The sequence below is a fragment of the Janthinobacterium aestuarii genome (assembly GCF_051380835.1).
GTDB lineage: Bacteria > Pseudomonadota > Gammaproteobacteria > Burkholderiales > Burkholderiaceae_D > Janthinobacterium > Janthinobacterium aestuarii.
Map to the genome: position 1 here is coordinate 264,630 of NZ_JBNYXU010000008.1, position 23,889 is coordinate 288,518.

38 protein-coding genes are annotated in these 23,889 nt (G+C 57.4%); 2 read left to right on the forward strand and 36 right to left on the reverse strand.

Features of this window, described 5'->3' with window-relative positions; genetic code table 11:
- Positions 1-20: 20 nt before the first annotated feature.
- Complete coding sequence (locus ACQ4WO_RS21340) at positions 21-554, forward strand: Spy/CpxP family protein refolding chaperone (protein ID WP_436483172.1); 534 nt, start codon at positions 21-23, stop codon at positions 552-554.
- Positions 555-677: 123 nt separating this feature from the next.
- On the opposite strand, the gene dsbD is transcribed toward ACQ4WO_RS21340, so the two are convergent.
- The 33 genes from dsbD to creB form a co-directional block, all read right to left on the reverse strand.
- Positions 678-2,627, reverse strand: coding sequence for a protein-disulfide reductase DsbD (gene dsbD / locus ACQ4WO_RS21345; protein WP_436483173.1), 1,950 nt, complete (start codon positions 2,625-2,627; stop codon positions 678-680).
- Positions 2,628-2,798: 171 nt separating this feature from the next.
- Positions 2,799-3,191 carry a 50S ribosomal protein L17 gene (gene rplQ, locus ACQ4WO_RS21350; protein WP_034753219.1) on the reverse strand — a complete coding sequence of 131 codons (393 nt, stop codon included), beginning with the start codon at positions 3,189-3,191 and terminating at the stop codon, positions 2,799-2,801.
- A 135-nt stretch (positions 3,192-3,326) separates the two neighbouring features.
- Positions 3,327-4,304, reverse strand: coding sequence for a DNA-directed RNA polymerase subunit alpha (locus ACQ4WO_RS21355; protein ID WP_008444343.1), 978 nt, complete (start codon positions 4,302-4,304; stop codon positions 3,327-3,329).
- A gap of 111 nt (positions 4,305-4,415) precedes the next feature.
- Positions 4,416-5,039 carry a 30S ribosomal protein S4 gene (gene rpsD / locus ACQ4WO_RS21360; RefSeq protein ID WP_010394478.1) on the reverse strand — a complete coding sequence of 208 codons (624 nt, stop codon included), beginning with the start codon at positions 5,037-5,039 and terminating at the stop codon, positions 4,416-4,418.
- Positions 5,040-5,297: 258 nt separating this feature from the next.
- Positions 5,298-5,702: a 30S ribosomal protein S11 gene (rpsK, locus tag ACQ4WO_RS21365; protein WP_010394475.1), complete on the reverse strand. Its 405-nt coding sequence runs from the start codon at positions 5,700-5,702 to the stop codon at positions 5,298-5,300.
- A 17-nt stretch (positions 5,703-5,719) separates the two neighbouring features.
- On the reverse strand, positions 5,720-6,085 hold the full coding sequence (gene rpsM, locus ACQ4WO_RS21370) for a 30S ribosomal protein S13 (protein ID WP_046681666.1): 366 nt from the start codon (positions 6,083-6,085) through the stop codon (positions 5,720-5,722).
- A 14-nt stretch (positions 6,086-6,099) separates the two neighbouring features.
- Positions 6,100-6,213: a 50S ribosomal protein L36 gene (gene rpmJ / locus ACQ4WO_RS21375; RefSeq protein WP_010394471.1), complete on the reverse strand. Its 114-nt coding sequence runs from the start codon at positions 6,211-6,213 to the stop codon at positions 6,100-6,102.
- 42 nt (positions 6,214-6,255) lie between these two features.
- On the reverse strand, positions 6,256-6,474 hold the full coding sequence (gene infA, locus ACQ4WO_RS21380; RefSeq protein WP_005663428.1) for a translation initiation factor IF-1: 219 nt from the start codon (positions 6,472-6,474) through the stop codon (positions 6,256-6,258).
- Positions 6,475-6,492: 18 nt separating this feature from the next.
- The gene (gene secY / locus ACQ4WO_RS21385; protein WP_010394438.1) at positions 6,493-7,827 is read right to left on the reverse strand and encodes a preprotein translocase subunit SecY; all 1,335 of its coding nucleotides are present in this window, start codon (positions 7,825-7,827) and stop codon (positions 6,493-6,495) included.
- Between the two features lie 32 nt (positions 7,828-7,859).
- Positions 7,860-8,291, reverse strand: coding sequence for a 50S ribosomal protein L15 (gene rplO / locus ACQ4WO_RS21390; protein ID WP_034753211.1), 432 nt, complete (start codon positions 8,289-8,291; stop codon positions 7,860-7,862).
- A 30-nt stretch (positions 8,292-8,321) separates the two neighbouring features.
- Positions 8,322-8,501, reverse strand: a complete 180-nt coding sequence (gene rpmD / locus ACQ4WO_RS21395; RefSeq protein WP_010394435.1) for a 50S ribosomal protein L30 — start codon at positions 8,499-8,501, stop codon at positions 8,322-8,324.
- A gap of 10 nt (positions 8,502-8,511) precedes the next feature.
- Positions 8,512-9,030, reverse strand: a complete 519-nt coding sequence (gene rpsE, locus ACQ4WO_RS21400; protein ID WP_010394433.1) for a 30S ribosomal protein S5 — start codon at positions 9,028-9,030, stop codon at positions 8,512-8,514.
- Between the two features lie 9 nt (positions 9,031-9,039).
- On the reverse strand, positions 9,040-9,402 hold the full coding sequence (gene rplR / locus ACQ4WO_RS21405; RefSeq protein ID WP_010394431.1) for a 50S ribosomal protein L18: 363 nt from the start codon (positions 9,400-9,402) through the stop codon (positions 9,040-9,042).
- 13 nt (positions 9,403-9,415) lie between these two features.
- Positions 9,416-9,949 (reverse strand): 50S ribosomal protein L6, encoded by a 534-nt coding sequence (gene rplF / locus ACQ4WO_RS21410; RefSeq protein WP_034778281.1) that lies wholly within the window; start codon positions 9,947-9,949, stop codon positions 9,416-9,418.
- Positions 9,950-9,959: 10 nt separating this feature from the next.
- Positions 9,960-10,355, reverse strand: a complete 396-nt coding sequence (gene rpsH / locus ACQ4WO_RS21415) for a 30S ribosomal protein S8 (protein WP_034753208.1) — start codon at positions 10,353-10,355, stop codon at positions 9,960-9,962.
- 14 nt (positions 10,356-10,369) lie between these two features.
- Positions 10,370-10,675, reverse strand: a complete 306-nt coding sequence (rpsN, locus tag ACQ4WO_RS21420; protein WP_010394423.1) for a 30S ribosomal protein S14 — start codon at positions 10,673-10,675, stop codon at positions 10,370-10,372.
- Between the two features lie 2 nt (positions 10,676-10,677).
- Positions 10,678-11,217, reverse strand: coding sequence for a 50S ribosomal protein L5 (rplE, locus tag ACQ4WO_RS21425; protein ID WP_010394421.1), 540 nt, complete (start codon positions 11,215-11,217; stop codon positions 10,678-10,680).
- A 6-nt stretch (positions 11,218-11,223) separates the two neighbouring features.
- A complete protein-coding gene (gene rplX / locus ACQ4WO_RS21430; RefSeq protein ID WP_034753204.1) occupies positions 11,224-11,538 on the reverse strand; it encodes a 50S ribosomal protein L24 in 315 nt (104 codons plus the stop codon).
- A 9-nt stretch (positions 11,539-11,547) separates the two neighbouring features.
- Positions 11,548-11,916 carry a 50S ribosomal protein L14 gene (gene rplN / locus ACQ4WO_RS21435; RefSeq protein WP_008444317.1) on the reverse strand — a complete coding sequence of 123 codons (369 nt, stop codon included), beginning with the start codon at positions 11,914-11,916 and terminating at the stop codon, positions 11,548-11,550.
- 253 nt (positions 11,917-12,169) lie between these two features.
- Positions 12,170-12,442 (reverse strand): 30S ribosomal protein S17, encoded by a 273-nt coding sequence (gene rpsQ, locus ACQ4WO_RS21440; protein ID WP_010394415.1) that lies wholly within the window; start codon positions 12,440-12,442, stop codon positions 12,170-12,172.
- Positions 12,439-12,630 (reverse strand): 50S ribosomal protein L29, encoded by a 192-nt coding sequence (gene rpmC / locus ACQ4WO_RS21445; RefSeq protein ID WP_010394412.1) that lies wholly within the window; start codon positions 12,628-12,630, stop codon positions 12,439-12,441. Before rpmC ends, rpsQ begins: the two co-directional genes overlap by 4 nt.
- 12 nt (positions 12,631-12,642) lie before the next feature.
- On the reverse strand, positions 12,643-13,062 hold the full coding sequence (gene rplP, locus ACQ4WO_RS21450; protein ID WP_038497037.1) for a 50S ribosomal protein L16: 420 nt from the start codon (positions 13,060-13,062) through the stop codon (positions 12,643-12,645).
- A gap of 2 nt (positions 13,063-13,064) precedes the next feature.
- Positions 13,065-13,889 (reverse strand): 30S ribosomal protein S3, encoded by an 825-nt coding sequence (gene rpsC, locus ACQ4WO_RS21455; protein ID WP_092718261.1) that lies wholly within the window; start codon positions 13,887-13,889, stop codon positions 13,065-13,067.
- Positions 13,890-13,898: 9 nt separating this feature from the next.
- Complete coding sequence (gene rplV, locus ACQ4WO_RS21460) at positions 13,899-14,231, reverse strand: 50S ribosomal protein L22 (protein ID WP_170840583.1); 333 nt, start codon at positions 14,229-14,231, stop codon at positions 13,899-13,901.
- The gene (rpsS, locus tag ACQ4WO_RS21465) at positions 14,228-14,503 is read right to left on the reverse strand and encodes a 30S ribosomal protein S19 (RefSeq protein ID WP_008444295.1); all 276 of its coding nucleotides are present in this window, start codon (positions 14,501-14,503) and stop codon (positions 14,228-14,230) included. The genes rplV and rpsS overlap by 4 nt, the downstream gene beginning before the upstream one ends.
- A 10-nt stretch (positions 14,504-14,513) precedes the next feature.
- Positions 14,514-15,341 carry a 50S ribosomal protein L2 gene (rplB, locus tag ACQ4WO_RS21470; RefSeq protein WP_034753198.1) on the reverse strand — a complete coding sequence of 276 codons (828 nt, stop codon included), beginning with the start codon at positions 15,339-15,341 and terminating at the stop codon, positions 14,514-14,516.
- Positions 15,341-15,658, reverse strand: coding sequence for a 50S ribosomal protein L23 (gene rplW, locus ACQ4WO_RS21475; RefSeq protein WP_010394398.1), 318 nt, complete (start codon positions 15,656-15,658; stop codon positions 15,341-15,343). The genes rplB and rplW overlap by 1 nt, the downstream gene beginning before the upstream one ends.
- Positions 15,655-16,275, reverse strand: a complete 621-nt coding sequence (gene rplD / locus ACQ4WO_RS21480; RefSeq protein WP_034753197.1) for a 50S ribosomal protein L4 — start codon at positions 16,273-16,275, stop codon at positions 15,655-15,657. Before rplD ends, rplW begins: the two co-directional genes overlap by 4 nt.
- A 3-nt stretch (positions 16,276-16,278) precedes the next feature.
- Positions 16,279-16,935 (reverse strand): 50S ribosomal protein L3, encoded by a 657-nt coding sequence (rplC, locus tag ACQ4WO_RS21485; RefSeq protein ID WP_010394393.1) that lies wholly within the window; start codon positions 16,933-16,935, stop codon positions 16,279-16,281.
- 325 nt (positions 16,936-17,260) lie between these two features.
- Positions 17,261-17,449 (reverse strand): hypothetical protein, encoded by a 189-nt coding sequence (locus ACQ4WO_RS21490; RefSeq protein WP_436483174.1) that lies wholly within the window; start codon positions 17,447-17,449, stop codon positions 17,261-17,263.
- A gap of 244 nt (positions 17,450-17,693) precedes the next feature.
- Positions 17,694-19,085, reverse strand: coding sequence for a cell envelope integrity protein CreD (gene creD / locus ACQ4WO_RS21495; RefSeq protein ID WP_436483175.1), 1,392 nt, complete (start codon positions 19,083-19,085; stop codon positions 17,694-17,696).
- A gap of 86 nt (positions 19,086-19,171) precedes the next feature.
- Positions 19,172-20,596 carry a two-component system sensor histidine kinase CreC gene (gene creC / locus ACQ4WO_RS21500; RefSeq protein WP_436483176.1) on the reverse strand — a complete coding sequence of 475 codons (1,425 nt, stop codon included), beginning with the start codon at positions 20,594-20,596 and terminating at the stop codon, positions 19,172-19,174.
- On the reverse strand, positions 20,593-21,324 hold the full coding sequence (gene creB / locus ACQ4WO_RS21505; protein ID WP_436483177.1) for a two-component system response regulator CreB: 732 nt from the start codon (positions 21,322-21,324) through the stop codon (positions 20,593-20,595). The genes creC and creB overlap by 4 nt, the downstream gene beginning before the upstream one ends.
- A gap of 165 nt (positions 21,325-21,489) precedes the next feature.
- Here creB and ACQ4WO_RS21510 point away from each other — a divergent pair, with 165 nt between their 5' ends.
- Complete coding sequence (locus ACQ4WO_RS21510) at positions 21,490-22,035, forward strand: tetratricopeptide repeat protein (RefSeq protein WP_436483178.1); 546 nt, start codon at positions 21,490-21,492, stop codon at positions 22,033-22,035.
- A gap of 21 nt (positions 22,036-22,056) precedes the next feature.
- On the opposite strand, the gene ACQ4WO_RS21515 is transcribed toward ACQ4WO_RS21510, so the two are convergent.
- From ACQ4WO_RS21515 to ACQ4WO_RS21525, 3 genes are all read right to left on the reverse strand, one after another.
- Positions 22,057-22,902: a DUF817 domain-containing protein gene (locus tag ACQ4WO_RS21515; RefSeq protein ID WP_436483179.1), complete on the reverse strand. Its 846-nt coding sequence runs from the start codon at positions 22,900-22,902 to the stop codon at positions 22,057-22,059.
- A gap of 153 nt (positions 22,903-23,055) precedes the next feature.
- On the reverse strand, positions 23,056-23,373 hold the full coding sequence (rpsJ, locus tag ACQ4WO_RS21520) for a 30S ribosomal protein S10 (protein WP_010394389.1): 318 nt from the start codon (positions 23,371-23,373) through the stop codon (positions 23,056-23,058).
- 179 nt (positions 23,374-23,552) lie between these two features.
- Positions 23,553-23,889: EF-Tu C-terminal domain-related protein (locus ACQ4WO_RS21525; protein ID WP_436483180.1), on the reverse strand; the 337-nt coding region annotated here is incomplete at its 5' end.

Consider the following 23,889-nt stretch of genomic DNA (forward strand, 5'->3'; position numbering starts at 1 on the left):
CACTTTACAAAGGAATCCAGATGAACGCCTCAATGAAGATTTTACGCAAGAATTTGATCATCGCCATGAGCGTACTCGGCATGGGTGCGGCATCGCTGACCGTTCACGCCCAGGAAGCGGCCGCCAGCGCGCCTGCCGCCAGCACCAAGATGCAACATGAAGGCCAGCGCGGCCAGCACCGCGGAGCCAATCCCGCCGAACGCATGGCCAAGTACCAGGCCCGCCTGCACGACAAGCTGAAGCTGACGGCCGCCCAGGAACCGGCCTGGGCCACGTTCACGGCCGCCAACGCACCGAAAAAGCCGATGGGCGACTGGAAAGCCAAGCGCGAAGCGATGGCCAAGCTGTCGGCGCCGGAACGTATGGAACAATGGATCGCCATGTCGAAGGAACGCATCGCCGACCAGGAAAGCCGCCTGGCCTCGCTGAAAACGTTCTACGCCGTGCTGACGCCGGAACAAAAGAAAGTGTTTGACGACAGCGTGCCTGGCGGCAAAGATGGTGGAATGCGCGGCTACCATCGTGGTCATGGTGCGCACCATAAAGCAGGCTGAGCGTAGGTCGGATTAGCGGCGGAACGCCGCGTAATCCGACAACCTTCTTAGACGTGTGCGGTGGTGTCGGGTTACGCCCTGGCGGGCTAACCCGACCTACCCCGACCGGTCCGACCCACCGTCCTACTCGTCGAGCTTGCGCAACGAGGTCAGGAAAGTGGCCGCATTCTGGAAGCCGATCACGCGCGACTGGGCGATTTCCTGTCCCTGCGGATTGAACATGATGATGCCCGGCGGGCCGAACAGCTGGAAACGTTTCAGCATGGCCTTGTCGTCCGCATCATTGGCCGTCACGTCCACTTGCAGCAGCACGGCTTGGCCCATCTTCTCGCGCACGGCGGGGTCGACGAAGGTCAGTTTTTCCATCTCGATGCACGACACGCACCAGTCCGCATAAAAGTCCAGCAAGGCCGGCTTGCCATTCAGCTGGGCCAGCGCCGCATCGAGCTGCGCCACGGTCTTTACACGCGTAAATGGTTGTGCGTGCACCTGGCCACCACCGAGGTGCGCCAGCGGCGCCAGCGGATCGCGGCCACCGCTGGCCACGCCAACCAGTTGCATCGCGCCCAGCACGGCGAACACGAGGCCGAAGGCCTTGGCGACCCAGGCGTTTTTCGCGCCGCTCTTGCCCACCAGCAGATACATGCCGTAGCCGACGAACAGCACCGTCCAGCCCAGCATCTGCACGGCGCCCGGCAACACGGGCGAGACCAGCCACCAGGCCACGCCCAGTTGCAGCACGCCAAAGAAGCGCTTGACGGCATCCATCCACGCGCCGGCGCGCGGCAACAAGGTGCCGGCCGACACGCCCACCAGCAGCAGCGGCACGCTCATGCCCACGGCCATGGCGAACAGGGCGCTGCCGCCGATGACGACGTCGCGCGTCTGGCTGATGTACAGCAAGGCGCCGGCCAGCGGCGCGGCCACGCATGGTCCCACGATCAGGGCGGAAATGGCCCCCATGACGAACACGCCCGCCAAGCGACCCGACGATTGCTGGTTCGACACGGACGTCAGCTTGCCTTGCAGGAAAGCCGGCACTTGCAGCTCATAAAAACCGAACATCGACAGGGCCAGGCCCGCCATCAGCAAGGCAAAGAAACCGAGCACCCACGGGTTTTGCAGTTGCGCCGCCAGGCCTTCGCCCGCCAGGCCGGCCGCCACGCCCAGCGCCGTGTAGACGATGGCCATGCCCAGCGCGTACGTCAGCGACAGCAGCAAGCCGCGCGAGCGGCTGACCTTGGCACCATCGCCGATGATGATCGACGACAGAATCGGCACCATCGGCAGCACGCACGGCGTAAAGGCCAGGCCCAGGCCCAGCAGCATGAACAGGGGCACGATGACGAGCAGCTTGCCGCCCTTCAGTGCCGCTTCGATCTTGCCCATTTCGCTTTGCGCGGGCGCGGCGCTTGCCGCCACGGGAGCCGCCGCGACCGGCTCGGGCGTGCTGGTAATGTCCGCCTGGGGAATGCTCATGACGGACACGCCAGGCGACGCTTGCGCCTGCGGACCGTTGACGGCCGCCGTGTCGACGGCGGGAGCTGCCGGCAAGGCGAATTTCGACGGCAGGCCGGCGCCGGGCGCCTTGCTCTGGCCGCCGCCGCCGCCCACCAGCTGGGCCGTTGCATCCTGCGGCGCATAGCACAGGCCCTTGTCGGAGCAGCCCTGGCCCGTCGCCTTCAGGGTGAACGCGCCGGCCGCTTCCACGGGAATCGTGATGGTCAGCGTCTTGCGGAACGTTTCCACGTTCTTCTGGAAAGTATCGTCAAACTTGACCTTGCCGGCCGGATACACCGGAATGCCCAGCTTGGCACCCACGGCCTCGAACTTGAAGCGCTCGTGGTACATATAGTAGCCATCGGCGATCACATAGGTGACGGCGATGGTGGACGGATCCTGCATGCGGGCGGAAAACTTGAAGGCCAGCTCCGGATCGAGGAATTCATCGTCGGCACGGGCATGGTTGGCGCCAAAGACGGCCATCGCCAGCAGCAGGCAGGTGGCAAACCACAGCAACAGTTGACGTAAGGGGGCGGCGCGCGCGGTGGCGCTGGAGGGGAAACGGGACATGAACGACCTTTTTCTGCGGCATCAGCTGTGCCATTCAACAAGAGACGCGCGGAGCGTGCAGTGGCTGCAGGGCCGGCGCGAAAGAAGAATAGTACACCGCAGCAAGGATAGCTGCAGCAGAAAACAAAAAAGCCAGGCTAGGCCTGGCTTTTCTTGAAGCGGCTACTGGGATTACTCGCCAGCAACTTCAACTGCTTCGGTCGTATCTGGGCGATCCATCAGTTCAACGAACGCCATAGGAGCGTTATCGCCGACGCGGAAACCCATTTTCAGGATACGCACATAACCACCGTTACGGTTGGCGAAACGTGGGCCCAGTTCAGCGAACAGTTTGACGACCATTTCACGGTCGCGCAGGCGGTTGAAGGCCAGACGCTTGTTTGCCAGGGAGTCGGTTTTGCCCAGCGTCAGAATTGGCTCGACAACGCGGCGCAGTTCTTTTGCTTTTGGCAGGGTGGTTTTGATCGCTTCGTGACGCAGCAGCGATACTGTCATGTTGCGCAGCATTGCCAGACGGTGGGACGAGGTACGATTCAGTTTACGGAGGCCGTGACCGTGACGCATGGTAAATCCTTTCGGTAGTGAGTTTAAATCCAGTTCTTCGATCAATGAAACCAGGGTTTCATCGCGGACCGGTTTGGTACTTCAAAAATAAAAGCCTGGGACACCTGTCCCAGGCAGTTTGCTACAAACTTCGAATTACTTTTCCAGGCCGGCAGGCGGCCAGTTTTCCAGCTTCATGCCCAAGGTCAAGCCGCGCGATGCCAGCACTTCCTTGATTTCGTTCAGGGACTTGCGGCCCAGATTTGGCGTTTTCAGCAGTTCGTTTTCCGAACGTTGGATCAGGTCGCCGATGTAGTAGATGTTTTCCGCTTTCAGGCAGTTCGCCGAACGCACGGTCAACTCCAGGTCGTCGACCGGACGCAACAGGATAGGATCGACCAGCGGAGCGCGCGATGGCGCTTCGGCGGCGGCTTCCGTGCCTTCCAGGGCAGCGAAGACATTCAACTGGTCCACCAGAACGCGGGCCGACTGGCGGATCGCTTCTTCCGGCGAGATCACGCCGTTGGTTTCGATGTTGATGATCAGCTTGTCCAGGTCGGTACGCTGTTCAACGCGGGCCGATTCAACGAAGTACGATACACGGCGCACTGGCGAGAACGACGCATCCAGAATGATGCGGCCGATGGTCTTGTTCGTGTCTTCCGACAGGCGACGCACGTTACCAGGAACGTAGCCGCGGCCTTTTTCAACCTTGATCTGCATGTCCAGCTTGCCACCAGCGGTCAGGTGGGCGATCACGTGGTCAGGGTTGATCAGTTCGACGTCATGCGGCAGGTCGATGTCGGAGGCCAGGATCGCGCCTTCGCCTTCTTTTTTCAGGGTCAGGGTTACCGAATCGCGGTTGTGGACTTTGAAAACCACACCCTTCAAGTTCAGCAGCAGATCGACGACGTCTTCTTGCACGCCATCGAGGGAGGAATATTCGTGGACGACGCCGGCGATCGTCACTTCGGTCGGCGCGTAGCCTACCATCGACGACAGCAGAACGCGGCGCAACGCGTTACCCAATGTGTGGCCATAGCCGCGCTCGAACGGTTCCATCACGACCTTGGCGTGACCTGCACCGAGAGCTTCAACATCGATAATACGTGGCTTCAACAAACTGTTTTGCATGAAATGTCCTTTTCAATACCCTCGGCTCATTACACCGATAAGGCTGATGGCATTAGTGAAACGCCCACTTTACAAAAGCAAAGTGGGCGGAGATCTTGCTACTGACTACTATTAACGCGAGTACAGCTCGACGATCAGCGATTCGTTGACGTCGTTAGCGATTTCGTTACGCTCTGGCAGGGACTTGAAGGTACCTTCCATTTTCTTGGCATCAACCGAAACCCAGCTAGGCATACCAACTTGTTCAGCCAGCGACAGTGCTTCAACGATACGCACTTGCTTTTTCGATTTTTCACGAACAGCAACGATGTCGCCAACTTTGACTGCGTACGAAGCGATGTTCACAACGATACCGTTCACGGTGAACGCTTTGTGGCTGACCAATTGACGCGCTTCAGCGCGGGTCGAGCCAAAGCCCATGCGGTAGCAAACGTTGTCCAGACGCGTTTCCAGCAACTTCAACAGCGTTTCGCCGGTGTTGCCTTTACGACGGTCTGCTTCAGCGAAGTAGCGGCGGAATTGACGTTCCAGCACGCCGTACATGCGCTTGACTTTTTGCTTTTCGCGCAGTTGGTTACCGTAGTCCGAGGTGCGGGCGCCGGATTTGACACCGTGCTGGCCTGGCTTGACGTCCAGTTTGCACTTGCTGTCCAGCGAGCGGCGTGCGCTCTTCAGGAACAGGTCTGTACCTTCACGGCGGGAAAGTTTTGCTTTAGGTCCGATATAACGTGCCACGATACTTCCTTTTTTTAAATGATAACGCCCCAGCCACATGCATGATCAAACACACTGATGCGGTTAGGCGCTAGTCTGATTTGGTTTCAATCAGACGGTGGCTGAAAACGAAAAACCCGCCAAACAGAATTTGACAGGCAAGAACAGCCGGGCAGTATAACCGTTTCCGGCTCCCTGCTCCAGCGTTTTCACACAACTGTACTGAGTTACAACAGACAGCAAAGCAGCTGGCGCCGAAGCGCCCTCTGCAACACTATCTTAGATACGACGACGTTTCGGTGGACGGCAACCGTTGTGCGGTACCGGCGTCACGTCCTGGATCTCGGTGATCTTGATGCCCAGGTTGTTCAGCGCGCGAACGGCGGATTCACGACCAGGACCTGGGCCCTTGATACGTACCTCCAGGTTCTTCACGCCACACTCAACAGCCACTTTACCAGCGGCTTCCGCGGCGACCTGCGCTGCGAATGGAGTCGATTTACGCGAACCCTTGAAGCCTGCACCGCCGGAGGTAGCCCACGACAAGGCATTGCCTTGACGATCGGTGATGGTAATGATGGTGTTATTGAACGATGCGTGGACATGTGCGATGCCTTCAGCGACGTTCTTTTTAACTTTTTTACGCACGCGTGCTGATGCGGCGTTATTTTGCGACTTAGCCATAATTATTCCCTAGCGGATTATTTTTTCAGCGATTGAGCGGCTTTACGCGGTCCCTTGCGGGTACGTGCGTTCGTACGCGTACGCTGGCCACGGCAAGGCAGACCCTTACGATGACGCATGCCGCGGTAGCAACCCAGATCCATCAAACGCTTGATGTTCATGGACAGTTCACGACGCAGATCGCCTTCGACGATGAATTTACCTACTTCATCGCGCAGCTTTTCCAGTTCGCTGTCATCCAGATCTTTGATCTTTTTGTTGGTTGCTACACCGGTCGATGCACAGATTTTCTCTGCGCGTGGACGGCCCACACCGTAGATGGCCGTCAGGCCGATAACGGTATGCTGATGATTTGGGATATTAACCCCTGCAATACGTGCCATTTGTTATTCCTCGATTAACCTTGACGCTGCTTGTGACGTGGTTCCACGCAGATAACGCGGACTACGCCTTTGCGCTTGATGATCTTGCAGTTGCGGCAGATCCGCTTGACTGATGCGAGAACTTTCATTTTTGGGCTCTTTCTTTCGCTTCTTTGGTTTGATTCAGTGTGTTACTTGGTACGGAACACAATGCGGGCTCGGCTCAGGTCGTACGGCGTTAACTCCACCGTCACCTTGTCTCCAGGGAGAATGCGAATATAGTTCATCCGCATTTTACCTGAAATATGCCCGAGCACCACGTGTCCGTTCTCCAGCTTCACTCGAAATGTTGCATTTGGGAGATTCTCAAGAATCTCGCCCTGCATCTGTATGACGTCGTCTTTTGCCATTCGGTATGTTTACCGCGCTTAACGCGTCGGAATTCCGCCCTTGAAATTTGCTTTGCGCAGCAGTGAATCATATTGCTGCGACATCACGTAGTTCTGTACTTGCGCCATGAAATCCATGGTGACAACTACAATAATCAATAAAGAAGTACCGCCGAAATAGAATGGTACTTTCCACTGGGCTTGCATAAATTCCGGCAATAAACACACCAGGGTGATGTAGACTGCGCCGGCAAGTGTCAAGCGTGTCAGGATCTTGTCGATGTAACGGGCTGTCTGCTCGCCTGGACGAATCCCGGGAATGAACGCACCGCTTTTCTTCAAGTTATCCGCTGTTTCCTTGCTGTTAAAGACCAGCGCTGTATAGAAGAAACAGAAAAACACGATCGCCACTGCGTACAACAGCGCATGGATAGGCTCACCAGGCCCCATCGATGCTGCCAAATCTTTCAAGAACCGCACCGCAGGGTTAGCGTTGTCGGCGCCCTTTGAAAACCAGTCCACGATAGTGGCCGGGAACAAGATGATCGAAGAAGCAAAGATCGGCGGGATCACGCCGGCCATGTTCAGCTTCAACGGCAAATGGCTGGTTTGACCGCCATAAATCTTGTTGCCTACCTGGCGCTTCGCGTAATTGACCAATATTTTGCGCTGACCACGTTCGACGAATACAACGAAGTACGTTACCAGTGCTACCAGGATCACGATGAAAATCGCGCTGAAGCTGCCGATCGAACCATTCGACACCTGAGTGAACAAGCCACCCAACGCCGACGGCAGACCTGCTGCAATCCCGGCAAAAATGATGATCGAGATGCCATTCCCCAAGCCACGCTCGGTAATTTGCTCACCCAACCACATCAAAAACATTGTTCCGGTCAACAAAGTGACGACCGTCACGAAGCGGAATGCAAGACCAGGTTCCAACACCAGACCAGCTTGCGACTCCAGTGCGACTGCAATGCCTAACGCTTGGAACAGTGCCAGGGCAACCGTGAAATACCGGGTGTACTGGGTGATCTTGCGACGACCTGCTTCGCCTTCTTTTTTCAACGCTTCCATCTGCGGTGACACGATCGACAGCAATTGCATGATGATCGAGGCCGAGATATAAGGCATGATACCCAGCGCAAACACTGTAAAACGAGACAAGGCACCGCCCGAGAACATGTTGAACATGCCCAGGACGCCGCCTTCGTGCTCCTTGAACAGCGAGGCTAATTGTGTCGGGTCAATCCCGGGAACCGGGACGTGAGCACCGATACGATAAACCACCAATGCGCCAAGCAAAAACCAGAGCCGTCCCCAAGGGAAACCGGCCGCTGCACTTTTAGCAAGTTGTGGATTAGTCGCCAATTTTCGCTCCGATCAAGCTGTTAGCGGTCAACTCAGGCTACCGAGCCGCCGGCTGCTTCGATGGCTGCTTTCGCGCCAGCGGACACTTTCAAGCCCTTCAAATTCACCGCTTTGGTGATTTCGCCGGACAAGATCACGCGCACGTCACGGGCCAACACGCCCAGAACGCCAGCTTGCTTCAAGACCAGAATGTCGACATCGCCAACAGCCAGGTTGTTCAGATCGGACAGGCGCACTTCAGCTTTGAAGGTTGCGTGCATCGATTTGAAACCGCGCTTAGGCAGACGGCGTTGCAGAGGCATCTGACCGCCTTCGAAACCGACTTTATGAAAGCCGCCCGAACGCGATTTCTGACCTTTGTGACCACGACCCGAGGTTTTACCCAGGCCGGAGCCGATACCGCGACCGACGCGACGCTTGTAGTGCTTAGCGCCTTCGGCTGGTGCAATAGTATTCAATTCCATGATTTGCTCCGTTCGTGTAAGCCCGAAGGCTTACCCGACAACTTTAACGAGATACGATACTTTATTGATCATGCCGCGTACGGATGGGGTGTCTTGCAATTCGGAAACCGAATTTACACGACGCAGACCCAGACCGCGCACGGTAGCGCGATGCGATTCGCGCGTACCGATCAAGCCCTTGACCAATTGCACTTTGACTGTGTTTGTCATTTTGTCCACCTTAAGCCAGAATGTCTTCGACCGACTTGCCGCGTTTGGCAGCGATATCGGAAGCAGTGCTCATTTTCGACAGGCCGTCCAGCGTAGCGCGTACCAGGTTGTATGGGTTGTTCGAACCGGTGGATTTCGCCACCACGTCCGTCACGCCCATCACTTCGAAGATAGCGCGCATTGCGCCACCAGCGATAACGCCAGTACCAGGCTTAGCTGGGTTCATCAGGACCTTGGAGGCGCCGTGACGACCAACAACCGTGTGATGCAAGGTACCGTTTTTGAGCGGTACTTTGATCAGGTTGCGACGGGCTTCTTCCATTGCCTTCTGCACGCCAACTGGCACTTCTTTCGATTTGCCCTTGCCCATGCCGACGCGGCCATCGCCATCACCAACTACGGTCAGCGCGGCGAAACCCATGATACGACCACCCTTGACCACTTTGGTCACGCGGTTGATCGCGATCATTTTTTCGCGCATGCCATCATCCGGCTTGTCGCTTTGCATTTTTGCTTGCATTTTTGCCATGATTGATCCTTAGAACTTCAGACCGGCTTCGCGTGCGGCTTCTGCCAACGCTTTCACACGGCCGTGGTAACGGAAACCGGAGCGGTCAAACGCAACTTCGGTAATCCCTGCTTTCAACGCTTTTTCAGCGACGCGCTTGCCGATCAAGGCTGCAGCAGCGGCATTGCCGCCTTTGCCGGATTGGCCTGCCAGTTCAGCGCGAACTTCCGCTTCAGCCGTCGAGGCCGAAACCAGGACTTTAGCGTCCGGGCTGATCAGGTTAGCGTAAATGTGCAGGTTGGTGCGATGCACCGACAAGCGATTTACTTTCAATTCCGCAATCTTGATGCGGGTTTGGCGTCCGCGGCGAAGCCGTGATTCTTTCTTATCCATCGTCAGCCCCTAATTACTTCTTCTTGGTTTCTTTAAGCTTAACCACTTCGTCCGCATAGCGAACGCCCTTGCCTTTATACGGCTCAGGAGCGCGGTAAGCACGAACTTCAGCGGCTACCTGGCCAACCTGTTGACGGTCGATACCTTTAATCAGGATCTCGGTCGGGGTTGGTGTTGCGCAGGTAACGCCAGCTGGCATGTCATGCACTACAGGGTGCGAGAAACCCAGGGACAGATTCAACTTGTCGCCTTGAGCTTGCGCCTTGTAACCCACGCCTACCAGGTTCAGCTTTTTCTCGAAACCCTTGGTGACGCCAACAACCATGTTGTTGACCAGTGCGCGCAGCGTGCCGGACATGGCATTGGCTTCGCGGCTGTCGTTCGCCACGTCGAAACTCAGGGTTCCTGCATTGTTTTCTACTTTGACCTGGCCGGTGAGGGCTTGGGAAAGTACGCCCAGCGGGCCTTTTACGGTGATCGCTTGTGCGGAGATGGCGACTTCGGCGCCAGCTGGCACTACGATAGGCATTTTAGCTACTCGAGACATGTGTAACTCCTTAAGCCACGTAGCAAATAACTTCGCCGCCGACACCGGTAGCGCGTGCTTTGCGGTCAGTCATGACGCCTTGCGGAGTCGACACGATCGCCACACCCAAGCCATTCATCACAACAGGGATCTCGTCTTTACCCTTGTAGACGCGCAGGCCCGGACGGGACACGCGCTCCAAGCGCTCAATAACGGGACGGCCAACATAATACTTCAAACCGATTTTCAGTTCCGCTTTGCCACCAGCTTCGGCAACAGCGAAATCTTCAATGTAACCCTCGTCCTTCAGGACGCTGGCAATCGCAATTTTGACTTTCGACGATGGCATGGCCACGGTCGTCTTTTGCACGCCTTGTGCATTGCGAATGCGGGTCAGCATATCGGCGATAGGATCGCTCATACTCATTGCATATTCTCCTATTACCAGCTTGCTTTTGTCATACCCGGAATTTCACCACGCATGGCGAATTCACGGAGCTTGATACGACCCAGACCGAATTTACGGAATGTGCCGCGCGGACGACCAGTGATGGCGCAACGGTTACGTTGACGCGTCGGGTTCGAGTTACGTGGCAGCGCCTGCAGTTTCAGGCGAGCTTCGTAGCGCTCTTCTTCCGATTTCGATTGGTCATCGACGATGGCCTTGAGAGCTTCGCGCTTAGGGGCGAATTTCGCCACCAGGTCAGCACGCTTGATCTCACGATTAATCAGTGACAGTTTGGCCATGATCAGTTCCTGAAAGGGAATTTAAAGGCGGCGAGCAAAGCTTTGGCTTCGTCATCGGTCTTAGCGGTTGTCGTGATGCTGATATTCATACCGCGCAACGCGTCAATCTTGTCGTATTCGATTTCAGGGAAAATGATCTGTTCCTTGACACCGATGTTGTAGTTGCCACGACCATCAAATGCACGGCCGTTCACACCACGGAAATCGCGTACGCGCGGCAGAGCCACGGTAATGAAGCGATCCAGGAACTCGTACATGCGAGCGCCGCGCAGGGTGACCATCGTACCGATCGGGTAACCTTCACGGATTTTGAAGCCTGCGATCGCTTTGCGGGACTTGGTGGTCACTGGCTTCTGGCCGGCGATCTTGGTCAAGTCAGCAACTGCGTGCTCGAGAACTTTTTTATCCGCGATAGCCTCACCAACACCCATGTTCAGGGTGATCTTGGTCAGGCGTGGAACTTCCATTACCGACTTGTAACCAAACTTGCTGGTCAGGTCGGCAACGACTTTTTCTTTATAGAATTCTTGGAGACGTGCCATGATTTCTTAAGCCTTCACTACTTCGCCGGAGGATTTAAAGATGCGAACTTTCTTGCCGTCCACTTCTTTGAAACCCACGCGATCTGCCTTGCCAGTCGCTGCATTAAACAATGCAACGTTGGACACGTGAATTGGCATGGTCTTATCGACGATACCACCAGTTACGCCAGTCATCGGGTTTGGCTTAGTCGCTTTTTTAGCGATGTTAATGCCGTCAACCACGATATGTTCAGCATCGATACGCTGCTGTACCACACCACGTTTGCCCTTGTCTTTCCCGGTCAGAACGATGACTTCGTCGTTTTTACGAATCTTATCCATTACGACTCCTTACAGGACTTCCGGTGCCAGGGACACGATTTTCATGAACTTCTCAGTACGCAGTTCGCGTGTGACAGGTCCAAAAATACGGGTACCGATCGGTTCCAGCTTGGCGTTCAACAGAACGGCGGCGTTGCCGTCGAACTTCACCAGGGAACCGTCTTGGCGGCGAACACCTTTAGCGGTGCGCACAACCACGGCGTTATAAATTTCACCTTTTTTGACACGGCCACGTGGCGCAGCAACCTTAACGGTTACCTTGATCACATCGCCAATGCCAGCATAACGGCGCTTGGAGCCGCCCAATACCTTGATGCACATTACTTCTTTGGCACCGGTATTGTCAGCCACTTCGAGCCGGCTTTCAGTTTGAATCATAGTATTCTCTTTCCCAACTTAAGCCGAAGAATCCACACAATGTAGACCCACGGTCAGTCTTGGTCCCGCCAGAGCCGCCCTGCTGGGCTTCACTGTTTGGGTGCATGACCTTCATACATCAACTGACCGCGAATGCTACTGTCTGTGGCCAGACACTTTGCGGCGTTACATGAACGAAGCCCGCAAGTATTACATACAATTTGCGGGCCTGCAAGTACTAATTAAAACCCACCGCCGAAACGGTGGTTTTTATTTAAACGGTTGGTGCGGCTTGAACCACACGTGTCACCGTCCATGCCTTTGTTTTGGAGATCGGGCGACCTTCCTGGATCTCGACCGTATCACCGGCCTTGACTTGGTTGGTCTCGTCATGCGCGTGATACTTGTTCGAGCGCATGATGATCTTGCCATACAAAGGATGTTTTACGTGGCGCTCGATCAGAACGGTAACGGTCTTGTCCATCTTGTCCGAAACCACTTTACCGATCAGCGTGCGCTTGAGCGACTGTTTCACTGGTTCGTTCATTTGGCTTCCTTCAGATTCATTACCGTCTTCACACGCGCGATATCGCGGCGTACCTTCTTGAGCTGCGAAGTGTTGCTCAGCTGCTGCGTAGCGATTTGCATGCGCAGGCCGAACTGTGCCTTCAACAGGTCATTCAGCTCTTTTTGCAGAGCTGGCTGGTCCTTGCCGCGGAGTTCAGATGCTTTCATATACAACTCCAATTATTGGCCGACTTGGCGCACGACAAACGTCGTAGCCAGTGGCAGTTTAGCGGCGGCAAGACGGAATGCTTCCCGTGCCAGCGCCTCATCAACGCCATCCATTTCGTACAGTACTTTGCCTGGCTGAATTTCAGCGACGTAGTACTCAGGATTACCTTTACCGTTACCCATACGGACTTCAGCCGGTTTGTTCGAAATCGGTTTGTCCGGGAAAATACGGATCCAGATACGGCCACCGCGCTTGATGTGACGCGTCATTGCACGACGCGCCGCTTCAATTTGACGCGCAGTGATACGACCGCGCGCAACTGCCTTCAGACCGAATTCGCCAAACGACACGGCGGTGCCGCGGCTGTGCGAAATACCGGTGTTACGGCCTTTCTGCTCTTTACGATACTTTCTGCGTGCTGGTTGCAGCATGATTATTCTCCTGCTTTCTCAGCTGGTGCTGCTGCGGCGGCCGGTTTAGCGGCGGTACGCACACGTGCACCTGGTGCTGTGGATGGTTTCGCACCGGCACCGGCTGGACGTGGACGGCCAGCTGGCTTGCCATCGTCACGGCGTGGGCCGCGGCTTTTCTTCTCGTCAGCTGGGGTATCGATGACTGGTGCATCGCCGTTAGGCGCGCGGTCACCTTTGTATACCCACACCTTGACACCGATGATGCCGTAGGTGGTCGACGCTTCGCTGGTACCGTAGTCGATATCTGCGCGCAGGGTATGCAGAGGCACGCGGCCTTCGCGGTACCATTCTTTACGTGCGATTTCGATACCGTTCAGACGGCCGGACGACATGATCTTGATACCGAGTGCACCCAGGCGCATTGCATTTTGCATTGCACGCTTCATGGCGCGGCGGAACATGATCCGTTTTTCCAGCTGCTGCGAGATCGAATCGGCGATCAGTTGCGAGTCGATTTCCGGCTTGCGAATTTCTTCGATGTTCACGTGAACAGGCACGCCCATGATCTTGGTCAAAGCGGACTTCAGTACTTCGATGTCTTCGCCTTTTTTACCAATGACCACGCCTGGACGCGAGCTGTAGATCGTGAAGCGCGCGTTCTTGGCTGGGCGCTCGATAACGATGCGGCCAACGGATGCGTTCTTCAGTTTCTTTTTCAGGTAAGCACGTGCTTTCAAGTCTTCGTTCAGCATGGCAGCGAAATTGCCGTTGCCTGCATACCAGCGCGAAGCCCAGTTACGGGTGACCGCCAGACGGAAACCGGTTGGATGAATTTTCTGACCCATCGTGGCTCCTTAGTTACCGACAGTCACGTAAACGTGACAGGATTGTTTCGAAATACGGTCGCCACGGCCTTTTGCACGCGCGGTGAAGCGCTTCAGGACCGGGCCCTTTTCGACGTAGATCGTTTTCACGAACAATTCGTCGATGTCCGCGCCATCATTGTGTTCCGCATTGGCGATTGCCGATTCCAGAACGCGTTTGATGATCGCAGCACCTTTTTTCGGGCTGAATTGCAAGATGTTGAGTGCAGCGTCAACTTTCTTGCCACGGATCAGGTCAGCAACCAGGCGGCCCTTTTGGTCCGACAGGCGCACACCTTTGAGGATAGCTTTAGTTTCCATTATTTCTTAGCCTTTTTGTCAGCTGCATGGCCCTTGAACGTACGGGTCAGTGCGAATTCGCCGAGCTTGTGACCAACCATGTTTTCGGAAACATAAACCGGCACGTGCAGCTTGCCGTTATGAACCGCGATCGTCAGGCCGATGAAGTCAGGCATGATTGTCGAACGACGCGACCAGGTTTTAATTGGCTTTTTGTCTTTGGCTGCTTGCGCGGCTTCAACTTTTTTCACCAGGTGGGCGTCACAGAACGGCCCTTTTTTCAATGAACGTGTCATGTGCTACCCCTTATTTCTTGCCGCGGCGCGAGACGATCATGGAAGTAGTACGCTTGTTGCTGCGTGTCTTCTTACCCTTAGTCTGTTGGCCCCAAGGCGAAACTGGATGACGACCAGCTGCTGTTTTACCTTCACCACCACCGTGCGGGTGATCGACCGGGTTCATGACCACACCGCGAACGGTAGGACGAACACCGCGCCAGCGCATCGCACCAGCTTTACCGATTTTACGCAGGCTGTGCTCGGCATTGCCGACTTCACCAACCGTTGCACGGCACTCGATGTGCACGCGACGTACTTCACCCGAGCGCAGACGCACTTGAGCGTAGGTACCTTCACGGGCCATCAGCACAACGCCAGCGCCGGCGGTACGTGCCATTTGGGCACCTTTACCTGGCAGCATTTCAACGCAATGCATCACGGTACCGACTGGGATGTTACGGATTGGCAAGCAGTTACCCGATTTGATCGGTGCTTCCGAACCGTTCATCACGCTGTCGCCAACGGCCATGCCTTTGGTTGCGATGATGTAGTGACGTTCGCCGTCGGCGTAGCACAGCAGAGCGATATTCGCGGTGCGGTTTGGATCGTATTCGATACGTTCCACTTTCGCTGGAATACCATCTTTGGTGCGCTTGAAGTCGATCAAGCGATAGTGTTGCTTATGACCACCACCGATATGACGGGTGGTGATGTGACCGTTGTTGTTACGACCAGCGGTCTTGGATTTCTTTTCAACCAGAGCAGCGAATGGACGACCCTTGTACAGGTCGGCATTCACCACCTTCACCATGCCGCGACGGCCTGGCGAGGTTGGTTTCATCTTAACGAGTGCCATTATGCAGCCTCCTCGGAGAAGTTGATTTCCTGGCCAGGCTTCAGGCACACGAAAGCACGCTTGGTATGGTTACGACGACCGTTGAACTTGCCGGTGCGCTTTTGCTTACCTTCGCGGTTTGCAGTTTGCACGGACAGAACTTCAACCTTGAACAGCAGTTCGACCGCTGCCTTGATTTCAGGCTTGGTTGCATCCGGCAGTACGCGGAATACAATTTGCTCGTTCTTTTCCGCGACCATGGTGGCCTTTTCGGAAATCACGGGCGCCAACAGCACCTTCATCAAGCGTTCTTCGCTATGTTTCAAAATCGCGCTCATGCCAGCATCTCCTCAATCTTGGCCAATGCAGCTTTGGTGACCAGGATCTTCTTGTAGAACACCAGGGACATCGGATCTGCGTGACGTGGCTCAACGACGAGTACGTTAGGCAGGTTGCGCGATGCCAGTTCCAGGTTTTCGTTCAGAACGTCGGTGATGATCAGAACCGAATCAAAGCCCAGGCCGTTCAATTTTTGCGACAGCAGCTTGGTTTTTGGCGCGTCGATCGTCAGATCGTCGATGACGATCAGGCGCTCTTCGCGAGCCAGCTGCGACAGGATCGAGCAGATACCTGCGCGATACATTTTTTTGTTCACTTTGTGGGTGAAGTTTTCGTCAGGCGAGTTCGGGAAAATCCGACCACCGCCGCGCCACAGTGGCGACGACGACATACCAGCACGAGCGCGGCCGGTACCTTTTTGGCGCCATGGCTTTTTCGTCGTGTGGTGAACTTCTTCACGGTCTTTTTGCTTGCGGTTACCACTACGTGCATTCGCTTGATAAGCGATGACGACTTGGTGGATCAGCGCTTCATTGTAGTCACGGCCGAAAATCGTATCGGCTGCAGCAACGTTCGAGGCGGCTTGACCTTGCGCATTCAGAAGCTTGAGTTCCATCGTTTAAGCTCCCTTCTTGGCTTTGGTTTTGATGGCTGGCGAGACAACTACCTGGCCATTTTTCGCACCTGGAATCGCGCCTTTGACCAGCAACAGCTGACGGTCGGCATCGATACGGGCGATCACGAGGTTCTGGATCGTACGGTTAACGTCACCCAGATGACCGGTCATGCGCTTACCAGGGAAAACGCGACCTGGATCTTGTGCCATACCGATGGAACCTGGAACGTTATGCGAACGCGAGTTACCGTGCGTTGCACGGCCGGAAGCGAAGTGGTAACGTTTGATAACGCCTGCATAGCCTTTACCGATGGTAACGCCTTGCACGTCGATCTTTTGACCGACTTCGAACAGGGAAGCAGCGACAACATCGCCAGCTTTCAGTTCAGCGGCTTTGGCAGCATCGACACGGAACTCTTTCAACAGAGTACCGGCTTCAACACCAGCTTTAGCGTGATGACCAGCAACAGCTTTGGTCACGCGGGAAGCGCGACGTTGACCGAATGCGACCTGAACAGCGGAGTAACCATCTGTTTCAGGGGTTTTGATTTGCGCAACACGGTTGTTCGATACGTCCAACACGGTGACAGGAATCGAATCCCCTTCATCCGTGAAAATGCGCATCATACCAACCTTGCGACCGAGAAGGCCTAGGCTCATTTTTTCTCCATTCCCACCTGCGATTGGGCGGGGCTTGTTTAACTACAAAGTAACGTAGGACTCAAAAAAGACGAATCCATACCGAAGCCGGCTAGTATATAGCACAAAAACCCTTGACGCAACAAGTTAACACGAGGTATGTCAAAGTGTTGCGCGACGCCCCTGCGGGAGTTGTCGGCGCGCCGGAAAAATGCCGCCGCGAGCCAACTTGAGAGGCGCCAAGCACGGCGCCATGCGCCCTGGCGGGCAATGGCGAAAACACGCAGGGCGCGCAATGGCTTGCGCGCCCTGCCCTACCCCTCCCGGGCGTGACGCCCGAAAAAGCTTATTGCTGGCAGTTGATCAGGCAATGCTGGTACAGATCTTCGCAGATGGGGCTGCTGCCGAGGTGTGCGCGGCAATTGGCCACTTTTTGCCCGCACTCGCTATAGCACTGCGTGACATCGCCAGCGGCAAACGCATACGAGGCGCTCAAGCCCAGCGCAAACAGGAAAGCCATCGACTTCTTGATCATATTTCATCTCCGTTTATCAGATGGAAGAACAACCAGAACGACACGCCATCCTCGCACCGCCCCGGGCAGACGCCGCGACGCCCGCCATTACTTAAAAAGCAATGCCAATAGAATACCGTAAACAATACCAACCAACTACCAATTATTGATGCCGCACTTTTCCGCGCCACATAAAAAGCCAGCCCGGACAGATCACCGTCCGGGCTGGCTGCAAGCGTTATGGCGCATGGCGCCCGGGCCACTCCTATTCCTGCTGCGCTCCTTTGCCAATCTGATACCAGTCCACCTTGCGCGTCGCCACCATGATGACTGCCAGCACGGCGAACAGCAGGATGCTGCCCATCACCAGCGCATTGTTTTCCGAGCTGAGCAAGCCATACAGCGCGCCATACAGCATGGTCAGCGCCACGCCGAAGCCGATGCCGCGCCAGGCGTTGTGCAGCACGTGCACCAGGTAAAAGCTGGTCAGCACGATACAGGCGGCGCTGGCGATCAGGTAGGCGGACAGAAAGGCGATGTGCTCGGCCAGGCCCACCAGCAGCAGGAAGAAGATCACCAGCGACAGGCCCACCAGCAGATACTGGACCGGATGGATCGGCAGGCTCTTCAGGATTTCAAAGATGAAGAAGGCGGCAAAGGTCAGCGCCACGAACAGCAAGCCATATTTGGTGGCCCGGTCCGATTGCGAATACACGTTCACCGGCTCGATGAAGCCCACGCTGAAGCGGTCGATCTGGCCCAGCGGCGCACTGTCGGGCACCTTGAATTCGCCCTCGATGGTGCTCAGCTGGGTTTGCGCATTGGTGGCCAGCGACGAGATATTCCACGCCACATTGAAACCCTGGGCGTCGATCTGGCGATTCTTCGGCGACGGCAGGAAGCGCCCGCCAAACTGCGGATGGGGCCAGTTCGACTTGATGCTGATCTGGCTGTTTTTCGCCACCGGCACGAAATGCTGGCGTTCGATGCCATCGAGGCCCAGGTCAAAGCTGAATTTCACCTGTTGCGCTTGCGCCAGCGGCATGGCGCCCAGCGGCGCGTGCAAGCCGCTGCGGAAGGCAAACAGGTCGGTGCCTTGTTCGAACTCGATCTTCTGGCCGCCCCAGTCGATTTTCGGAATATTGCGGATGCCGCGCACGTCCTCGATGGACAGGGCGACGAAAGGCGCACCGAGGGTCACGCGCGAGTCCGGCGTTTTGCGCGGCAGCTGGCTGCCGGCCGGCACCGTGAAGTCGCCCTTGAACGCGTGCTGGCCGCTATACACCAGCACCTGGTGAATGCCGCGGTAACGGCGGTCCGTCTCGATGTTGCCGTTGATCTGCAGATCGTTCGGATATACGATCAGGCGGCGCTGCACCAGGCGGCGCAGCAACTCGGTGCGCACCGGCGATTTCGCTTCCTTGTCATCGCCCTTGGCCACTTCCACGCGCTCTTCGTACTGCTCCGTGTAGGGAATCACCAGAATGGGGCCGATGATGGTTTGTTCGCGCACCGAATCGGCGGCGATGCTGTTGACGGCTTCCTGGCGGAATTCCATCCGCTCCTTGATCGTTTCCTGAATCATCAGCAAAGGCAGGCCGATCAGCAGCATCAGGCCGAACACGATCAACGCTTTGACTAACAGAGTTTTTTGCATGGCGCATCCTTGAAGTAAGGTGGCCAGTGTAAAAAAGCTGTATGCGCTGACGATGCAGTCTGTGTGAAGCGGGCAAATAAAGTGCGCTAAGCCAGCAGCGGCAGGCACAGGCGCGCGCAGGCGCCGCCCTCCGCGTGATTGAGCACTTCGACCGTGCCGCCATGCAGCGAGGCCACCTCGCGCACGAAGGGCAGGCCCAGGCCCGTGCTCTTGCCGGCGCTCGGGCGCGGCAGCGAATAAAAGCGCTCGAAGACACGTTCGAGCGCATACGCGGGAATCCCCTCGCCGCGGTCGCGCACGACAAGTTCCACCTGGCTGCCGTGACGCTGCGCCGTCAGGTCGATGCAGCTGCCCGACGGCGCAAAGCCGGCTGCGTTGTCGAGCAGGTTGCCCAGCGCCTGGCGCAGCAGCAGGGCGTCCCCTGCCACGCTCGCCTCGTCGTGTTGCAGCTGCACGCGCACGCCGCGCGCCGCCAGGGTGGCGGCAGCGTCCTGCGCCACTTGCGCCAGCAAGGGCCCCAGCGCGATGCGCTCGGGATGATCGAGGCGCTGCTGCTTTTCCACGCGCACGAGGGCCAGCAGCTTGTCGATCAGCTGCCGCTGGCGCGCATTCTGTTCCAGGATGCTGGCGAGGAACTGGCGGCGCTCGGCCGGCGGCACGTCTTCCTGCAGCAGCTCGGCCGAGGCCTGGATGGCGGCGATCGGGCTTTTCAATTCATGCGCCAGGGTGTGCATCAGCTGCTCCACATATTCCTTGCCTTCCAGGCGTGTGCGCATCGCCTCCAGCGCCCTGCCCAGCGTGCCAATCTCGTTCGTGCCCAGCGCCGGCAGCACCACCTTGCGTCCCGCTTCCACGTCGCCGATATAGTCCATCAGCTTGCCCAGCGCATGGTGCAGCCACCAGGCGAACGCCAGGCCGATCAGCAGCGACAGCAACAACAGCACGGCGCCGCGCTGCAAGATCTTGCGCTGGCTGCGCTCGACAAACGCTTGCACGCTGGCGTTCGGCTTGGCCACCGTCAGCACGCCGATCACCTCATTGCCGTCGCGAATCGGCGCGGCCACGTGCATGACCGTCGACATCTCGTCGTCAGGCCGGCTGCGCGTGCTGCGCGCGCCATACTTGCCCTGCAAGGTCAGGTACACGTCATTCCAGCGTGAATAGTCGCGCCCCACGTCGCGTCCGCTGGAATCGAACAGCACGATGCCGTGCCGGTCCGTAATATAGATGCGGTAATCGAGCGTGCGCTTGCGCACGCCATTGATATTGACGTCCACGCCATGGCGCGCGTAATCCTGCATGCGTCCGGCCACCGGCGACTGCGCCAGCGTGCCCGCCTTCACGTCGGGCGCCACCAGACTGGCCAGCAGTTGCGAGGTATCGACCAGGGTGTCTTCCAGGGTCGAGCGCACGCCGGGCTTGACCTGCTCCATGAAGACATTCAGCAGGAACCACGCGGCCAGCCCGACGATCAGGAAGTAGCCGAGCAGGATGCGCAGGCCGATCTTCATGCGCCGGCCAGGCTGTAGCCGAGGCCACGGTGGGTGTGGATGGGGTCGACCTGCGCATCGACGGCACGCAGCTTGGCGCGCAGCGATTTGACGTGCGCGTCGACGGTGCGCTCGAGCGTGTCGGACGCCCCGCTCCACACACGCTCCATCAGCTGCGCACGCGACAGCACATGGCCCGGATGTTCGAGCAGGGTTTTCAGCAGCAGGTATTCATAGCGCGTCAGGTCCAGCGGCTGGCCGTGGAACAGCACCCGCGCTTCGAGCGCGCGCAACTCGAAGCGCGCCGGCGCGGCCGCGGCGGCAGGCGCGGCTATCGTCATGCCAGTCTCGCGCGGCACCTGAGCGATACCCGCGCGGCGCAGGATGACGCGGATGCGCGCCACCAGTTCGCGTGGCGAAAACGGTTTGGTGACGTAATCGTCGGCGCCGATTTCCAGGCCGACGATGCGGTCGATCTCGTCGCTGCGGGCCGTCAGGAAGATCACCGGCACGTCGGAAAACTGGCGCAGGCGGCGGCACACCTCCAGGCCGCTCATGTCGGGCAAGCCCACGTCGAGCACCACGAGCACGGGCATCTGCGCGGCTTCCCCGGGCATGGGGCGCAGCGCGGCCAGGGCGTGCTCGCCCAGCATCACATGGCGCGGCGTAAAGCCGTCCGTGCGCAAGGCATAAGCGATGCTGTCGGCAATCGCCTGTTCATCTTCCACGATCAGGACAGTCTTGGACATGGCGGCGGCACGCATTAATGGACAAGCCCGGAGTATCCCTGAAGCACGCAAGCGGCGTCAATTGTGCGGGCTGGCGAAAAGCCACCCACCCCAAAAAACTTATAGTATATTTAATGCGGCATGACTCCACCGATACACTGTGTTTGACACCCGTCCGAGGAGACTATGAAGACCCATACCATCAGCCTGCTATGCGCCGTCAGCCTGCTGGCCGCTTGCGCGGCGCCAGCGACGCTCACCACCTCCAATGAACAGCAGGACGCCTGCAACGCGGCCGAACTCAAAGGCCAGTTTGGCGAAGCGGAACTGGCGTGCGTGCAGGCGTTGCGCAGTGCCGAGCAGGCTGGCGCCGGCGCGGACATCCTCTCGCAGCGCCAGTACAACCTGGGCCGCATCAAGCGCTTGCAGGGCAAGAATGCCGAAGCGGAGCAACTGTACCGTCAAGCCCTGGCCACGGAAGAAGCGGCGCAGCCGCGCAGCGATGCGCGCGTCGGCCGCCGCATGGTGGAACTGGCCTCGGCCCTGGCCGCGCAAGGCAAGTGGCAGGAAGGCACGGGCTATCTGGAACGCGTGCTGCCGCTGCTGCCAAAGCTGTCGCCCGCCTCGCGCACGTATTCGGCGGAAGTGCTGCGCCAATACGCGAAGCAACTGCAAGGCGGCCCGCAGGCGGCATTGGGCGCGCGCTTCGACGTGGTGGCGGCCAGCTTGTAACAAGCCGTCCCGAAGCCCGGCCTAAGGCTGGGCGACGTGGATGCTGGCCTTGATGTGCTTGAGGTGGGCCACGATGGTGAACGTCATCACCACCAGCAGCGACCATGAGCTCCATTTGCTGACGTGCACGACCGACCACGCGCCAAGCTGGTTCGGATAGCGCCACACGCCCCAGAAGGTGCTGATGTTTTCAGCCAGCCAGATGAAGAAGCCGACCAGTACGAAACCGAGCAGCAAGGGCATGCTGCGGTCGCGGTCGAGCGGGCGGAAGACCACGGTGGTGCGCGCATACAGGCCCAGCGCACAGGCGGCCAGATACCAGCGATAGTCGCCGATGTAGTGGTGAGTAAAGAAGTTGGCGTAGATCAGCAGCGCGATCAGCACCGCCATCCAGTACGGTGGATGGTGGCGGATCCGCATGTCGAGCAGGCGCCAGGTCTGAATGATGTAGCTGCCGACAGCCGCATACATGAAGCCGGAAAACAGCGGCACGCCGAACACCTTGGTGTAGGCGAAATCGGGATAGCTCCACGACTGGATCGTCCCCGACACCTTGAACACCTCCAGCGCGAAGCCGACCGCATGAAACAGGCAGATGGCTTTCAATTCATCCCACGTCTCGAGCCCGCTCCAGACCATCACGCCCTGGATCGCCAGCGCTACCAGCAGCAGCACGTCATAGCGCGGCAGGCCGAACAGGCCGGCGCGCGGCACCAGGAAGACGGCAGCAAAAAACAGCCCCACGAACAGGCACGACCTCGCCTCCTTGATACCGAAATACAAAAATTCGGTCAGGAAGCGCGACCAGCCGCGCAAGCGCTGACGGGGAGTGGCATTTAACAGATGGGTATCGAGGGCGTTAAGCATGCAGCAACTTTATCGGCCGGCCGCGGCACTGTAAAGCGATTTTGCAGAGGTGCGCGGGCACCAATAGCAATGGGGCCGGGCGCACTCACGATCGTGAGCAGGCCCGGCCCCATCATCAGGCAGCGGGATACCCCGCCGGCCTTTTAAAAACGATTATTGCAGTTTGATTTCGACATCAACACCAGCTGGCAGGTCCAGCTTCATCAGCGCGTCAACGGTTTTGTCCGTTGGGTCAACGATGTCCATCAGGCGTTGGTGCGTACGGATCTCGAACTGATCGCGCGAAGTTTTGTTGACGTGCGGGGAACGCAGCACGTCGAAACGTTGAATACGGGTAGGCAGTGGTACTGGGCCTTTGACGACAGCGCCGGTGCGCTTCGCGGTTTCAACGATTTCCAGAGCGGACTGGTCGATCAGTTTGTAATCGAAAGCCTTCAGGCGGATACGGATTTTTTGGTTTGGTGCCGACATGATATTTCCTTAAAAGAACGAACCGCGCGGTTTGCACGGCAATGAGGTCATACGGGAATTTCTGACGCAACAACCGTCAGGGTCGACATGATAGCACCAAAATGCTTGCCGACCCCGGCAGTTGAATAAAAAGAAGGGCGCCGGGCGACGACGCGTCTTCTTTTATGCAGGCTTAAGAATTAAGCCAGGATTTTTGCAACAACACCAGCGCCGACGGTACGGCCGCCTTCGCGAATAGCGAAGCGCAGACCTTCTTCCATCGCGATCGGGTTGATCAGCTTGACGGTGATCGACACGTTATCGCCTGGCATGACCATTTCTTTGTCTGCTGGCAACTCGATCGAACCGGTTACGTCCGTCGTGCGGAAGTAGAACTGTGGACGATAGTTGTTGAAGAATGGCGTATGACGGCCGCCTTCGTCTTTCGACAGAACATAGATCTCGCCGGTGAAGTGCGCATGCGGCTTGATCGAGCCTGGCTTGGCCAGAACTTGACCACGTTGCACGTCTTCACGC

Coding starts and splice junctions, on each gene's coding strand:
- ACQ4WO_RS21340 (WP_436483172.1), top strand. CDS start 21: ATGAACGCCTCAATGAAGATTTTACGCAAGAATTTGATCATCGCCATG.
- dsbD (WP_436483173.1), bottom strand. CDS start 2,627: ATGTCCCGTTTCCCCTCCAGCGCCACCGCGCGCGCCGCCCCCTTACGT.
- rplQ (WP_034753219.1), bottom strand. CDS start 3,191: ATGCGTCACGGTCACGGCCTCCGTAAACTGAATCGTACCTCGTCCCAC.
- ACQ4WO_RS21355 (WP_008444343.1), bottom strand. CDS start 4,304: ATGCAAAACAGTTTGTTGAAGCCACGTATTATCGATGTTGAAGCTCTC.
- rpsK (WP_010394475.1), bottom strand. CDS start 5,702: ATGGCTAAGTCGCAAAATAACGCCGCATCAGCACGCGTGCGTAAAAAA.
- rpsM (WP_046681666.1), bottom strand. CDS start 6,085: ATGGCACGTATTGCAGGGGTTAATATCCCAAATCATCAGCATACCGTT.
- rpmJ (WP_010394471.1), bottom strand. CDS start 6,213: ATGAAAGTTCTCGCATCAGTCAAGCGGATCTGCCGCAACTGCAAGATC.
- infA (WP_005663428.1), bottom strand. CDS start 6,474: ATGGCAAAAGACGACGTCATACAGATGCAGGGCGAGATTCTTGAGAAT.
- rplO (WP_034753211.1), bottom strand. CDS start 8,291: ATGGAATTGAATACTATTGCACCAGCCGAAGGCGCTAAGCACTACAAG.
- rpmD (WP_010394435.1), bottom strand. CDS start 8,501: ATGACAAACACAGTCAAAGTGCAATTGGTCAAGGGCTTGATCGGTACG.
- rpsE (WP_010394433.1), bottom strand. CDS start 9,030: ATGGCAAAAATGCAAGCAAAAATGCAAAGCGACAAGCCGGATGATGGC.
- rplR (WP_010394431.1), bottom strand. CDS start 9,402: ATGGATAAGAAAGAATCACGGCTTCGCCGCGGACGCCAAACCCGCATC.
- rplF (WP_034778281.1), bottom strand. CDS start 9,949: ATGTCTCGAGTAGCTAAAATGCCTATCGTAGTGCCAGCTGGCGCCGAA.
- rpsH (WP_034753208.1), bottom strand. CDS start 10,355: ATGAGTATGAGCGATCCTATCGCCGATATGCTGACCCGCATTCGCAAT.
- rpsN (WP_010394423.1), bottom strand. CDS start 10,675: ATGGCCAAACTGTCACTGATTAATCGTGAGATCAAGCGTGCTGACCTG.
- rplE (WP_010394421.1), bottom strand. CDS start 11,217: ATGGCACGTCTCCAAGAATTCTATAAAGAAAAAGTCGTTGCCGACCTG.
- rplX (WP_034753204.1), bottom strand. CDS start 11,538: ATGGATAAGATTCGTAAAAACGACGAAGTCATCGTTCTGACCGGGAAA.
- rplN (WP_008444317.1), bottom strand. CDS start 11,916: ATGATTCAAACTGAAAGCCGGCTCGAAGTGGCTGACAATACCGGTGCC.
- rpsQ (WP_010394415.1), bottom strand. CDS start 12,442: ATGAACGAACCAGTGAAACAGTCGCTCAAGCGCACGCTGATCGGTAAA.
- rpmC (WP_010394412.1), bottom strand. CDS start 12,630: ATGAAAGCATCTGAACTCCGCGGCAAGGACCAGCCAGCTCTGCAAAAA.
- rplP (WP_038497037.1), bottom strand. CDS start 13,062: ATGCTGCAACCAGCACGCAGAAAGTATCGTAAAGAGCAGAAAGGCCGT.
- rpsC (WP_092718261.1), bottom strand. CDS start 13,889: ATGGGTCAGAAAATTCATCCAACCGGTTTCCGTCTGGCGGTCACCCGT.
- rpsS (WP_008444295.1), bottom strand. CDS start 14,503: ATGACACGTTCATTGAAAAAAGGGCCGTTCTGTGACGCCCACCTGGTG.
- rplB (WP_034753198.1), bottom strand. CDS start 15,341: ATGGCACTCGTTAAGATGAAACCAACCTCGCCAGGCCGTCGCGGCATG.
- rplW (WP_010394398.1), bottom strand. CDS start 15,658: ATGAGCGCGATTTTGAAACATAGCGAAGAACGCTTGATGAAGGTGCTG.
- rplD (WP_034753197.1), bottom strand. CDS start 16,275: ATGGAACTCAAGCTTCTGAATGCGCAAGGTCAAGCCGCCTCGAACGTT.
- rplC (WP_010394393.1), bottom strand. CDS start 16,935: ATGAGCCTAGGCCTTCTCGGTCGCAAGGTTGGTATGATGCGCATTTTC.
- ACQ4WO_RS21490 (WP_436483174.1), bottom strand. CDS start 17,449: ATGATCAAGAAGTCGATGGCTTTCCTGTTTGCGCTGGGCTTGAGCGCC.
- creD (WP_436483175.1), bottom strand. CDS start 19,085: ATGCAAAAAACTCTGTTAGTCAAAGCGTTGATCGTGTTCGGCCTGATG.
- creC (WP_436483176.1), bottom strand. CDS start 20,596: ATGAAGATCGGCCTGCGCATCCTGCTCGGCTACTTCCTGATCGTCGGG.
- creB (WP_436483177.1), bottom strand. CDS start 21,324: ATGTCCAAGACTGTCCTGATCGTGGAAGATGAACAGGCGATTGCCGAC.
- ACQ4WO_RS21510 (WP_436483178.1), top strand. CDS start 21,490: ATGAAGACCCATACCATCAGCCTGCTATGCGCCGTCAGCCTGCTGGCC.
- ACQ4WO_RS21515 (WP_436483179.1), bottom strand. CDS start 22,902: ATGCTTAACGCCCTCGATACCCATCTGTTAAATGCCACTCCCCGTCAG.
- rpsJ (WP_010394389.1), bottom strand. CDS start 23,373: ATGTCGGCACCAAACCAAAAAATCCGTATCCGCCTGAAGGCTTTCGAT.